This window comes from Lysobacter sp. P5_C4 (genome assembly GCF_054049695.1).
This window is the reverse complement of sequence record NZ_JBFULX010000007.1, coordinates 69,576-81,638: the sequence shown is the minus strand read 5'-3', so window position 1 is coordinate 81,638 and position 12,063 is coordinate 69,576. Positions and strand designations below refer to the sequence as shown.

Here is a 12,063-nt window from a genome sequence, read left to right as displayed (position 1 = left end):
GTGACGCTGCCGCGGCTGGCGCTGGTGCCGGGCGAGCCGGCCGGCATCGGCCCCGAACTCTGCGTGCGAGTCGCGCAGGGGCCGCGGACGGATTGCACGCTTGCCGTTTTCGCCGATCCGGCCGCCCTGCGGGCGGCCGCCGATGCACTCGATCTCCCGCTGCGCGTGCTCGCGCCTGGCGCGCGCGCCGAACAGCCCGGCGACGTGGTCGTCCACCCGGTCCCCAACCTCGCGCCCGTCGTTTTCGGCCACGCCGATCCACGCAACGCGCGCGCCGTGATCGAAGCGCTCCACGTGGCCGCGCAGCATTGCCTGGACGGGACCCTCGACGGCCTGGTCACCGGGCCGGTGCACAAGGCGACGATCAACGCCGGCGGCATCCCGTACACGGGCACGACCGAGCTGCTCGCGCGGCAAGCCGGTTGCGAAGTGGTGATGATGCTCGCCAACCCGACCGTGCGCGTCGCGCTCGCCACCACCCACCTGCCGTTGCGCGCGGTTCCCGGCGCGATCACGCGCGATGGCCTGGAACGCACGCTGCGCACCCTGCACCGCGCGATGCGCCGCGACTTCGGTATCGAACACCCGCGCATCGCCGTGCTCGGCCTGAATCCGCACGCGGGCGAAGACGGGCATCTGGGGCGCGAAGAAATCGACACGATCGCACCGGTCCTGGAAGCCTTGCGTGCGCAAGGCATGGCGCTCGACGGCCCGTTGCCTGCCGACACCGCGTTCCTGCCCGCGAAGCTGCGCGATTGCGACGCGGTGTTGGCGATGTATCACGACCAGGGATTGCCGGTGCTGAAATTCAGCGGCTTCGAACAGGCGGTGAACCTCACCCTCGGCCTGCCCTATCCGCGCGTGGCAGTCGACCACGGCACGGCCCTGGATCTCGCGGGCCGCGGCATCGCCGATCCGTCGAGTCTCCTCGCCGCGGTCGACACCTGTGCGCGCCTCGCGCGTGCGAAGGTGATTGCATGAGCGAGAAGCCGACGTTCCAGCGCGAGGCGAAGAAACACCTCGGGCAGCACTTCCTGCACGAGAAAGGGATCATCGCGAAGATCGTGCAGGCGGTGGATCCCAAACCCGGCGATCGCCTCGTCGAGATCGGCCCGGGCCAGGGGGCGATCACCTTCCCCTTGCTCGATCGCCACGGCACGCTGACCGTCATCGAATTCGATCGGGACCTCATCGCACCGCTGACCGAAGCGGCGCAGCCGCACGGCGCGTTGACCATCGTGCAGGGCGACGTGCTCACGGTGGATTTCACGGCGCTCGCGGGCGACTCGCAGATTCGATTGGTGGGCAACCTGCCCTACAACCTGTCCTCGCCGATCCTCTTCCACGCACTCGACCACGCCGCGGTCATCCGCGACATGCACTTCATGCTGCAGAAGGAAGTGGTCGACCGCATGGCCGCCGGGCCTGGGAGCAAGATCTACGGCCGCCTGAGCGTGATGCTCCAGGCGTACTGCCGTGTCACGCCGCTGTTCAAGGTGCCGCCGGGTGCGTTCAAGCCGCCGCCGAAGGTCGACTCGGCCGTCGTGCGGATGGTGCCGCTGCCGCGTGAAGACATCGCGGTGCACGATCGCAAGCGGTTCGCGAACGTGGTGCGCGCCGCCTTCGGCCAACGCCGCAAGACACTGCGCAATGCACTGAATGGCGTGGCGGATTCGGCGATGATCGAAGCGGCCGGGCTGCGCCCGGATGCACGCGCCGAACAAGTGGACGTGGCCGGCTTCGTCCGCCTGGCGAACCTGCCCGCCGCCTAGCATTCAGCACCGCTCGGGCTAAACTGTGGGCATGACGAGCACCACCGATTACGCCTTCGACATCGATGTCGCCACCCGATTCCTCGACGAGGAATCCGCTCCCGACGAGGGCCGCTTCGTTTTCGCGTACACCATCCACATCCGCAATCGCGGCAAGGTGCCCGCGCGGCTGCTCGGCCGTCATTGGGTGATCACCGATGCGAACGGCAAGATCGAGGAAGTGACGGGCGAAGGCGTGGTGGGCGAACAGCCCTGGCTGCGCCCCGGCGAAGATTTCGAATACACCTCCGGCGCGGTGCTGGAAACGAGCCTGGGCACGATGCGTGGCAGTTACGACATGCTGGCCGACGACGGGACGCGCTTCGCGGCGCCGATCCCCGTCTTCACGCTCACCACGCCGCGCACGCTGCACTGACGCGGACGCACGGATGCGACGCCAATGACGACCTGGGCCATCGGCGACCTGCAGGGGTGTTACGACCCGCTGCAACGCCTGCTCGAACGCATCAAGTTCGATCCCGCGGCCGATCGCCTGTGGTTCTGCGGCGATCTGGTGAACCGCGGCGGGCAATCGCTTGAAACCCTGCGACTGGTGCATTCGCTGCGCGCGCAGAGCGTCGTCGTACTCGGCAACCACGACCTGTCCTTGCTCGCGATCGGTGAGCGACGCCCGGAGGAACAGCGCAAGGTCAATGCGGATTTGCAGCGCGTGCTGTTCGCCGAAGACGCGCGCGAAATGCTCGACTGGTTGCGCATGCAACCGCTGGTGCACGCCGACCGCGACCTGGGCTGGATGATGGTGCACGCGGGCCTCGCGCCGAAATGGACGACGCAACTCGCGCAGAAGCACGCCAACGAAATCGAGCACAAACTGCGCGGCGACGAGTTCCGCAAATTGCTCAAGAACATGTACGGCGACCGCCCCGCCTGGTCGCCGCGCCTGACCGGCATGGAACGCGACCGCGCGATCATCAACGTGTTCACGCGCCTGCGCTATTGCTCGCCGCGCGGGCGCATCGCCTTCGAGGAAAAGGGCGCCCCGGGCACGCAGCAGCCCGGGTTGTATCCCTGGTACGAAGTGCCGGGCCGTGCGCAGCGCGACCTGAAGATCGTGTGCGGCCACTGGTCGACGCTTGGGTTGTTCATCGGCCACGGCGTGCATGCGATCGACACCGGTGCGGTGTGGGGCGGCAAACTTACGGCGTTGCAACTGGACACCGACGAACTGCGCCTGGCGCAGGTCGCCGGCCGCGATGTGCCCGCATCACCGCCGAATGCCAGGCCGCCGTATCACGCCGGCGATCGCCGCAAGGATCAGGCCCGCTCGTAGTCCACGAACTCGAATGCGAGCGCATGCTTGTCGTCGATCCGATGCCCTTCCCGCGACACGACGCGCCAATCGTTCGCATCGAACGCCGGAAAGAACGCATCCGCGCCTTCGACCACCGTGTCGACATGCGTCAGGTGCAGGTGCGTGGCCATCGGCAACGCCAGCGCATAGACCTCGCCTCCGCCGATTACGCACACCTCGTCCGCGGTGGCGATGGCCGCTTCGACCGATCCCACCGCTTCCATCCCGTCGAAGGGCACGCGCCCGCTGCGCGTGAGTACGAGGTTGCGTCGACCGGGCAACGCGCGACCGATCGACTCGGCCGTCTTGCGCCCCATCAGCACGGGCTTGCCGAGGGTGAGCGCCTTGAAACGTTTGAGGTCCGCGGGCAGGTGCCACGGCAAGGCATTGCCCCTGCCGATCGCGCGGCGATCGTCGAGTGCGGCGATGAGCGAGAGCTTCATGCCACCCAGTATGCCTGCTCAAAACGTGCGGCCGATCTCCAGGAACAACACGCCGTCGCCGCCTTCGCGCCAGCCGTAGCCGAAGAGCATCGGCCCGAACCAGGAGTCGAAGCCCAGGTAGGCGCTCGCGTTGAGGATGCCGTCGTTCCACGCCATGTCCGAACGGTTCTCCCAGGCGTTCCCGTATTCGATCGTGCCGCCCACCAGCGCCGAGCGCCCGAACACCTCCGCCAACTGGTACGTGTACCCGACGAACACCAGCGCGTAGTCCTGCCCGGTGAGTTCGTTCGTGCGGAAACCCGCGAGCTTGCCGCGCCCGCCGAGGCGATAGCGGTCCTGGATGGGCAGCTCGCCGTCGAGGGTGGCGTGGTAAGACGCGCCGAATTGCATCGCGTGTCGATCGAACGGCTTGGCCCCGATGACGTCGAAATCGATCGAGTCGTAGTCGGTGTCGCTGCCCAGGCCTTCGCGCGCGACGGTGTACGACAGATTCCCCCAGTAACCCTTGCGCGGGAAATACAGGCTGTCCGCGCGATCGACGCTGACGAATGCATAGGCGCGGCCGGAATCGAAATCGAAGCTCGGCGACGTCGGATCGCCGGTTTCCACTTCCGCGCGGCCCGTGCCGCGCTGGATGCCGAGACCGGCTGCACCGTAGTTGCCGAACTCGCGGCCGAACTGGAAGTCGACGAGGAAGGTGCGCACGTCGTACTCGGCGACGTCGTTCCCCTCGGCGTCGAAGACATGGTAGTTCGGGTTGAAGTAACCGGCGCGGGTGTAGGTCATCCACCGATTCGTCTTGCCGAAGGGATGGTAGTACTCGCCCATCAGCGACGGCTCGGTGCCCACCGTCGCGGTCACACGCCCTTCCGCGCCGTTTTCCGACAAGGGTGTGACGAGGATCGCAGCGCGCAGCGACGTTTCGAACGTGCCCTTGAAGTCGCTGCTCAGGGTGAAACCGAGCTGGAGGTAGTTCGGCCCCTGCGGCTTCTGCCGCGCATGCACGCGCAAGCCGGTCCTCCCGTCTTCGCGCACGACATCGTAGGTGATGCTCGCGAGCGTGCCGAGGCTGTAGACGCGGATCAGTTTGTCTTCCATGCGTTGCGTGTCGAGCGGCTTGCCGACGTCGATGTCGAGCTGCGAGAGCAGGAAGGCGTCGGAATACGGCGTCTCGTTGTCGAGCGTCACGAAAGCGATCACGGGCGGTGACGCCGCCGGCACGGGGCGGTGTTGCTGCCATGCGAGATACGCGTCCGGCGCGACGGAGAGATGCGCCAGTTGCGGGCGTGCGGCGATGGCCGCGTCGTCGCCGATTTCGAGCGCACGGGCCGCCTTTTCGAAGTCGCCGGTTTTCACGTCCGCGCCCAGCTTCGGCACGATCAGCACATCGCCATCGCCCAGCGTCGCGAGCATGCGCTGCGTGTTGCCGACCGTGAGCATGCCGCTCATCTGCGAGACCACCTGCAACAGGCTGGCGTTGCGGTCGAGTGTTTCCAGCGGCGTGCCGACGTCCACGGCGATGACGATGTCGGCGCCCATCGCGCGCACGATGTCGATCGGCACCTGGTTGGCGACGCCACCGTCGATGAGCACTTTTCCGTCGATCTGCATCGGCTGGAAGATGCCCGGCAACGACATGCTCGCGCGCATCGCCATCGGCAGGCTGCCCGAGTCCAGCACGACCGGCTGGCCGGTGTTGAGGTCGGTGCCCACGGCGCGGAAGGGAATCGGGAGTTTGTCGAAATCGTCGATCTCGCTCACGCCGAGCGTTTCGCGTTCGAACATCGACAGGATGCGTTCGCCCTGCAACAGGCCCGGCGAGACGCGCACGCGCCCGCCACTGATGCCGACGCCAACGGTGGCCAGCCCGTCGCGGTCGTCGTGCTTGCGGCGATACGAGCGTTCCTCGCGCGGCACGGTGTCGTCGAACAGGCGCTTCCAGTCGGTGGAGAGGATCAGTTGCTCCATGTCCTGCGTCGAGCGGCCCGATGCATACAGCCCGCCGACCAGGGCCCCCATGCTCGTGCCTGCGATGCAATCGACCGGGATGTGCAGTGCTTCGAGCTCTTTGAGCACGCTGATGTGCGCGACGCCGCGCGCCCCGCCGCCGCCGAGGGCCAGGCCGATGCGCGGCCGCGTGTCGCCGGGCTCGCGCGCGCCGCACGAGGCCTTGGCAGGCATCGCCGAAGTCGCCACCGGCACCGCCGGCTGCGCGGGCGTTTGCTGAGCGAATGCGGGACTTCCGACCGACCACGCCGCCAACAGCACTGCGATCCATCCCGCGCGCAGCATTTGCATCCGGCCTCCTTCGCCCAGGGCCCGCCGAGGTTGGGCCGATGGTATCGCCCGACCCGGTCGGCTTGTCGAGCGTACTTTTACTGGAGCCGGTGCAGGAGGATGCCCTGTGCCGATGCCCGCGGACGCGTGTCAGCTGACGGAATATCCCTTGCCCGACATGCACGCACCCCACGCGTTCCAATACTTGGCGGACGCGTCGGTCTGTGCCTGTTGCGCTTGCTGCGCGCCGCCTGGTTGCGGCGTGCGGCGCGGCCTCCGGCGACCACGCCCGCGGTCGCGCCGATCTTCGCCCCGTCGGAGGAGTCGCCGTTGTGCACTTCGCCGATCACCGCGCCCGCGGCGGCGCCGCGCACGGCGCCCCGCGCGCGCTCGCCCTGCGGGCCGGTGGCCGTGGTCGGCGTTGCTGCCGTGGCGGCGGGATCGATGCCCGTGTCCTGCTTCGCCCAAGACGCGCAGGCTGCATCGTCCTGCGATTTCTGGTCGGCCGACTGGCCCTTGGCGGGATAGGCCGAAGGTTTCTGCGCCGACGCCGGAAGGACGGCGACGGCGAACAACACGACGGTGAACGATGTCAGGAATGCGCGCATGGGAGACTCCTCAGAAGCGGAAGGCGTAACCAATCACGGGGCCGTCGAGCGTCACGCTCAGCGTGTCGCCCGCGTCCTCGAGGTCGACGTCGAGATAGCGGTAGCCCAAGGCCCAACTGCCGTGGCGGGTGCGGTACTGACCGAGCACGCTCGCGTTCCAGGTGCCCTCCGTGTCGCCCCACGATCCATCGCCGCGCAGCGTGAGGGACCAGTGGTCCGAAAACACCCACGTATAGCGTGCGCCGACCATGAAGTCGTAGAACGTCTCGCCCCGATCGATCACGTGCGGCGCGAAGGCTGGATTGTCCGGCAGGAATTGCAGCGTGTAATCCAGGTCGATCACGCGCGCGCCGGCGAAGCTCTCGAACCCGGTGAAACGCGTTTCACCCGGGCTCCACACCGCGGCGATTTCGAACAGCCGCATGTCGATGTCCGACTCGGTGCGCTGGAACCGACGCTGGTTTTCGTCGGCGAGCCCGAAGTAGGTGAAGTCCGCGAACGCGCCGAAGGCATCGCCCTGGCCTTCGCCGCGCACTTCGAACACGCCATCGAGGATGTCGACGACATCCGGGAACGCGGTGTCCGTGCTGGCCCCGGTCGGCGGCGCGTGCGTGCTGACGTCCGTGCCGATGCTCGCCGACCAGGCGTAGGGCGCGACGACCCAGTCCCACGCGCCATCGGGGGCCGCTGCGCTGGCTGCGAAGGGCGTGAAGCACAACAGCAGGCCTGCAACACGTGAGCGCAACAACCGGTCCATGCCGTGATTCCTGTCGGGTGGAAGCCGATTCTTTCGAACGCCGCCCATGCGCGACATTGGCCCAAAGGGCAACGAGCGGCCGAATCCGGCGCAATGGAGCGCGAGATTTCGCGCTTGCACTTTTGGCGCCGCGTGCCGCAATCGACGCGCCTATGCTCGGCGCATGCCAACCCTGCGCCATCGCCTCCGTCGCCAGCTCGACGCCGGCCTCGCCACGCCGCTGCTCATCTGCGCAATGGGCACCGCGCTCTGGTTCGTCTCGCACCATTGGCACGAGCGCGCGTTCACGCTGCTCGGCATGGGGGCGCTCGCCGTGCTGTCGGTCGCCGACCTTCGCCGGCGTCGTCGCCACAACGCGAACGAACGCACGCTGCAATCGATCCTGGACGCCGTGCCCGACATCCTGTTCTTCAAGGACACGACGCTGCGCTATCGCCGCGTGAACCGCGCCTTCGCAACCACGTTCGAACGCGACGTGGATGCCATCACCGGCCGCAACGACCGCGAGCTGTTCGGCAAGCGCCTGCACGATCGCTTCGTCTCGCAGGATCGGCAACTGCTGGCTTCCAGCGAGGCACGCAGCTTCGACGAGCGCATGCGCATCAACGGCGAATTGCGCGACGTGCGCGCGCGGAAGAAGCCGGTGTTCGATGCCCGGGGGCGCGCGATCGGCATCGTCGGCATCGCCATCGACCTCACCGAGGAGCGGCGCGTGCAGCAGCAACTCGCGCATGCCGTCGAAGAAGCGCGTGCGGCCGCGGCGGCGAAGAGCCGCTTCCTGGCGATGATGAGCCACGAGATCCGCACGCCGATGAACGGCGTCCTCGGCATGATCGACCTGCTCGGCGATACGCCCTTGCAGCCCGCGCAGCAACGCCTGCTCGACAGTTGCCGCGCGTCGTCCGTCGCCCTGCTCACCATCCTGGACGACATCCTGGACTTCTCGAAGATCGAAGCCGGCAAGCTCGATCTCGAACACGTGCCGGTGGCGCTGCGTCCGCTGATCGACGAAGTGTGCGCCTCCCTCGCGCCGCAGGCGAAGGCGCGCAAGGTGCGCATCGACGTGCAGCTGCACGCGGACGTCCCGCCGGCCATCGTCGGCGACCCCGTGCGCCTGCGGCAAATCCTGCTCAACCTTGCGGGAAACGCGGTCAAGTTCACCGCCGGCGGTCGCGTGACGGTGGAGGCGTGCGTCGACAGCAGCGCGCTGCAACTGTGCGTGCGCGACACCGGGATCGGCATGACGCCCGAGGCGATGGCGCAGTTGTTCCGGCCTTTCGAGCAAGCCGATGCGGCCACCACGCGGCGGTTCGGCGGGACCGGCCTGGGACTGAGCATCGTGAAGCGGCTGGCCGAATTGATGGGCGGCACGGTCACCTGCCAGAGCGCGCCCGGTGCGGGCAGTTGCTTCACGGTGACGCTGCCGCTGGTGGCCGCGGCCATGCCGGCGCGCAATGCGCCCGTGGCAATGGCGGTTCGTCCGCCGCGCGGCCTGCGCGCGCTGCTGGCGGAAGATCATCCGGTCAATCGCGAAGTGATCGCCGGGCAACTGGCCAAACTCGGCTGGGAATGCGACATGGCCGAAGATGGCGAAGCCGCGTGGGCCGTGTTGTCCGATGCGGGCCTCGCCGCACGCTATGCGGCGCTGATCACCGATTGCCACATGCCGCGCCTGGATGGTTACGGCCTGGTCGAACGCGTTCGCGCGCAGGAAGCAGCGCGCAAGCGCACGCGCCTCCCGATTCTCGCCCTCACTGCGAATGCCATGCAGGGCGAGCGGGAGCGCTGCCTCGCCGCCGGGATGGATGCGTACCTCGCCAAGCCCTTCCAGGTGGACAAACTGGCCGCGGCGCTCGCCGGGCTCGTGGTGCGCGTGGAATGACTAGTCGTGCGTCACGTGGTTCAGGCGCGCGAATGCGATCAATGCCGGCAGGTTGTCCAGGGCGAGCTTGCGCATCAGTTTGTTGCGGCACGCACTGACGCTCTTCGGTGTCAATGCGAGGTCGAAGGCGATCTCGCCGTTGGTGCGGCCTTCGGCGAGTCCCTTGAGGACGCCGTATTCGCGATCGCTCAGGCTGCCGAGCAAGGTGTCGTCATCCTGCGCGCCGTGGCTGGTGCCGGCCGTGACCACGGGTCGGAAGAAACGTTTGCCGCGCGCGACCAGATCGATGGCCAGCGAAAGATCGGCCAGCGAATCGGTCTTCGGAACGTAACCATCGGCGCCTGCGCGCAATGCACGCAGGCCGCCGGCGCGTTCCTCTTCGCCCGACAGCACCAGCACGCGCGCGGGCACCTGTTGCGCGCGCAGGCGTCGCAACACGGCGACGCCGCTACCGGGCAACTGCAGGTCCAGGACCAGCGTGACCGGATGCGTGGCGGTCGTATGCGCGTGCACCGCCGCGAATGCGGCTGCCGCATCGGTGCACTCGGCGACGATGCGGAATCCGCCGGACGGCAGCGCGTCGCGCACCGCGCGGAAGACGATGGGATGGTCGTCGGCGACGATGAGTCGGTGCATGGCCGTTCGGGGAAGCGCGCGCGGTCTTGCGCGCGAACCCAGCGTGCCAGCGGCGCGGGATGCGGAACAACCGACATGTGCGGCATCGCGTAACCGCGGTGAAACGAAAACGGCGCGAGTTCAGGCGGCGACTTCTGCGTCCGCTTCGATGTGGATGGCGATGCGCACCAACTCGGCCACCGAATGCGCCTGCAACTTCTGCATCATGTTGGCGCGATGCGCCTTCACCGTGCGCTCGCAGGTGCACAGGGTCGCTGCGATCTGCTTGTTCAGGCGCCCTGCGGTCACCTGTTCGAACACTGCGCGCTCGCGCACGGTGAGCGTCAGGAAGCGTTCCCGCATCGCGCGGCGGCGGCAGTCGAGCTCCCGCTGCGCCTGGCTGCGCTCGACCGCCTTGCCCACGGCGACGAGCAAGGCCTCGCGCTGGATCGGCTCGGCGACGAAATGCACCGTGCCGCGCTTGAGCGCGAGCACGCTCATCGGCAGGTCGCCGTAGGCGCCCATGAAGACCACCGGCAGCGCGTCGTGGCGATACGCCAGGGCCAGTTGCAGGTCGAACGCGTCCGGCCCCGGCATGCGCACGTCGAGCAGCACGCAGCCCGGCGCCGACGGCCACGCCGCAAGGAAACCGCCTGCGCTCGCATGGCAGCGCACCGCGAAACCATCCGCTTCCAGCATCCGCCGCAAGGTCTCGCGCACCGATGCATCCTCGTCCACCACGTGGACCAGCCCTTCGTTCATTGCCATCGCGTTGACGCTTTTTTCGAAATCCGCGAGCCCATTCATTGCCCTGTCTCCCTGCCGATTCGTCCCAGAGGTGACGACAGTTCCAAACTACGCGCGATTAGGTGGAAACAGCTATTGGGAAACTTCCCCGAATTCCCTGAGGTTTTCCCCGATGCACGATTCGGCCGCCTTGCAGGGACGTAAATCCGCCACGATGCTGGGCTCGCTGTTCCAGCAACCGGAGTTCGCATGCCGCATCGAATCCTCGTCGTCGACGCGCATCCGCTCAATCGCCTCGTCGTCGCCGAACAACTCGCCACCCTCGGCCATGCGCCGCTGTGCGTGGACGATGCGGAACAGGCGCTCGCACTGCTCGACGCCGCCCGGTTCGACCTCGTCGTCGCCGCGTGCCGCATGCCGGGCACCGATGGCTTCTCGCTCGCCGCGCGCATGAACGATCTCGCCATCGCGCGCGGCCTCGATGCCTGTCCCATCGTCGGCTACAGCAACGACGCCGCGCTCGATACACCGCTGTCGATGCAGACCGGCATGCGCGCCTGCCTGCCCATGCCGATTCCGCTGTCCACGCTCGACACGTTGCTTGGCACCTTGTTGCGCGCCCGCGCGCCGGCGCAGCCGACGCACGCACGCAACGTGGTGCAGTGGGATCTGTTCGTCGGCACCTCGCAGCAGGATCTTCGCGAGGCGCGTGCATCCTTGCGCGATGGCAACCTCGTGCGATTGCGCGCGATGTTCCATCGCATCAAGGGCGCGGCGATGATGCTCGGCGAGAACGACGTCGCGGCCGCGTGCGCGCGCGGCGAAGCCGGTTGCGAGGAGTGGAGCAACGCAGCACTCGAAGCCGCGCTCGACCTCGTCCAAGCCCAGCTCGACGCCGCATCATCGGCGCTTCAATGCGAGCCGAGCAGATAACCCAGTCCGATCTGCGAAAGGTAGTGCTTGAGATCGGTCTTGGAGTCGAGCTGCAGTTTGCGCAGCGCGTTGTACTTGTGCGCGGTGACCGTCTTGTAACTGCGGTCGCTGTCCAGCGCGATGCCGTGCAGATGGTGGCCGCTGGCGAGCGCGACGATGACCCCGCGTTCGCCCGGTGTCAGCATGTGCCAGGGATGTTTGCGCGCGACGTCCAGGTCGATACGCGGGTCGACGAACACGTGCCCGTCGAGCACGGCGCGGATCGCATCGAGCGCGACTTCCGGCCCGCTCGCCTTCGACACGAAGGCCCGCGCACCGGCGGACAGCGCCTGCTGCGCAAGCATCGGCTGGTTGGCGCCGGTGTAGGTCACCACGCGCAGGCCGGGCCGCAGCGCGACGACGTGTTCGAGCAACGGGATGCTGCCGACGGCGCCGGGCATGAACAGGTCGAGCACGAGCAAGGCACACGGCACGTCGCTGCCCAGGTGCGTGAGCAGCGCATCGCTGTCGACGACGATATCGACGCCCTCGAGCGTCGAGGGGAAGGCCACGCGCAACATTTCGCCGAGCGCGACACAGATGATGGGGTGATCGTCTGCAACCAGAATGCGCATGCGCGAGCCCTGAAACCCTGGCGCGGCGAGCATACGCCCGCCGGATGACGGGTCAAAGGCTCCC

General features: G+C 67.7%; 13 protein-coding genes. 6 read left to right on the top strand and 7 right to left on the bottom strand.

From position 1 onward, the window contains the following. Genes pdxA through ACXJJ8_RS14995 form a run of 4 tightly spaced genes read left to right on the top strand, consistent with a single transcriptional unit; the run spans nucleotide 1 to nucleotide 3,102 of the window. A complete protein-coding gene (gene pdxA / locus ACXJJ8_RS15010; RefSeq protein WP_499031689.1) occupies nucleotides 1-981 on the top strand; it encodes a 4-hydroxythreonine-4-phosphate dehydrogenase PdxA in 981 nt (326 codons plus the stop codon). Beyond that, a complete protein-coding gene (rsmA, locus tag ACXJJ8_RS15005; RefSeq protein ID WP_499031687.1) occupies nucleotides 978-1,772 on the top strand; it encodes a 16S rRNA (adenine(1518)-N(6)/adenine(1519)-N(6))-dimethyltransferase RsmA in 795 nt (264 codons plus the stop codon). The genes pdxA and rsmA overlap by 4 nt, the downstream gene beginning before the upstream one ends. A 31-nt stretch (nucleotides 1,773-1,803) precedes the next feature. Continuing rightward, nucleotides 1,804-2,187: a Co2+/Mg2+ efflux facilitator ApaG/CorD gene (apaG, locus tag ACXJJ8_RS15000; protein WP_499031684.1), complete on the top strand. Its 384-nt coding sequence runs from the start codon at nucleotides 1,804-1,806 to the stop codon at nucleotides 2,185-2,187. Nucleotides 2,188-2,211: 24 nt separating this feature from the next. Beyond that, on the top strand, nucleotides 2,212-3,102 hold the full coding sequence (locus ACXJJ8_RS14995) for a symmetrical bis(5'-nucleosyl)-tetraphosphatase (RefSeq protein ID WP_499031681.1): 891 nt from the start codon (nucleotides 2,212-2,214) through the stop codon (nucleotides 3,100-3,102). On the opposite strand, the gene ACXJJ8_RS14990 is transcribed toward ACXJJ8_RS14995, so the two are convergent. From ACXJJ8_RS14990 to ACXJJ8_RS14975, 4 genes are all read right to left on the bottom strand, one after another. Then, entirely contained in the window at nucleotides 3,087-3,566 is a 480-nt protein-coding gene (locus tag ACXJJ8_RS14990; protein WP_499031679.1) for a dihydrofolate reductase, read from the bottom strand. The two genes, ACXJJ8_RS14995 and ACXJJ8_RS14990, sit on opposite strands and share 16 nt — an antisense overlap. An 18-nt stretch (nucleotides 3,567-3,584) precedes the next feature. Continuing rightward, complete coding sequence (locus tag ACXJJ8_RS14985; protein WP_499031676.1) at nucleotides 3,585-5,864, bottom strand: patatin-like phospholipase family protein; 2,280 nt, start codon at nucleotides 5,862-5,864, stop codon at nucleotides 3,585-3,587. A 77-nt stretch (nucleotides 5,865-5,941) separates the two neighbouring features. After that, nucleotides 5,942-6,451 (bottom strand): glycine zipper family protein, encoded by a 510-nt coding sequence (locus tag ACXJJ8_RS14980; protein ID WP_499031674.1) that lies wholly within the window; start codon nucleotides 6,449-6,451, stop codon nucleotides 5,942-5,944. A 10-nt stretch (nucleotides 6,452-6,461) separates the two neighbouring features. Beyond that, nucleotides 6,462-7,208 (bottom strand): hypothetical protein, encoded by a 747-nt coding sequence (locus ACXJJ8_RS14975; RefSeq protein WP_499031673.1) that lies wholly within the window; start codon nucleotides 7,206-7,208, stop codon nucleotides 6,462-6,464. Nucleotides 7,209-7,371: 163 nt separating this feature from the next. On the opposite strand from ACXJJ8_RS14975, the gene ACXJJ8_RS14970 reads away from it, so the two are divergent. Continuing rightward, nucleotides 7,372-9,090 (top strand): PAS domain-containing sensor histidine kinase, encoded by a 1,719-nt coding sequence (locus ACXJJ8_RS14970; RefSeq protein ID WP_499031671.1) that lies wholly within the window; start codon nucleotides 7,372-7,374, stop codon nucleotides 9,088-9,090. On the opposite strand, the gene ACXJJ8_RS14965 is transcribed toward ACXJJ8_RS14970, so the two are convergent. Then, nucleotides 9,091-9,726 (bottom strand): response regulator, encoded by a 636-nt coding sequence (locus ACXJJ8_RS14965; protein WP_499031668.1) that lies wholly within the window; start codon nucleotides 9,724-9,726, stop codon nucleotides 9,091-9,093. Nucleotides 9,727-9,846: 120 nt separating this feature from the next. After that, a complete protein-coding gene (locus ACXJJ8_RS14960; RefSeq protein ID WP_499031666.1) occupies nucleotides 9,847-10,512 on the bottom strand; it encodes a response regulator transcription factor in 666 nt (221 codons plus the stop codon). Between the two features lie 189 nt (nucleotides 10,513-10,701). Between ACXJJ8_RS14960 and ACXJJ8_RS14955 the strand changes: the two genes are divergently transcribed. Continuing rightward, complete coding sequence (locus tag ACXJJ8_RS14955) at nucleotides 10,702-11,385, top strand: response regulator (RefSeq protein WP_499031663.1); 684 nt, start codon at nucleotides 10,702-10,704, stop codon at nucleotides 11,383-11,385. Here the strand turns inward: ACXJJ8_RS14955 and ACXJJ8_RS14950 are convergent. Next, nucleotides 11,364-11,999, bottom strand: a complete 636-nt coding sequence (locus ACXJJ8_RS14950) for a response regulator (RefSeq protein ID WP_499031660.1) — start codon at nucleotides 11,997-11,999, stop codon at nucleotides 11,364-11,366. The genes ACXJJ8_RS14955 and ACXJJ8_RS14950 overlap by 22 nt on opposite strands. Between the last annotated feature and the right edge of the window lie 64 nt (nucleotides 12,000-12,063).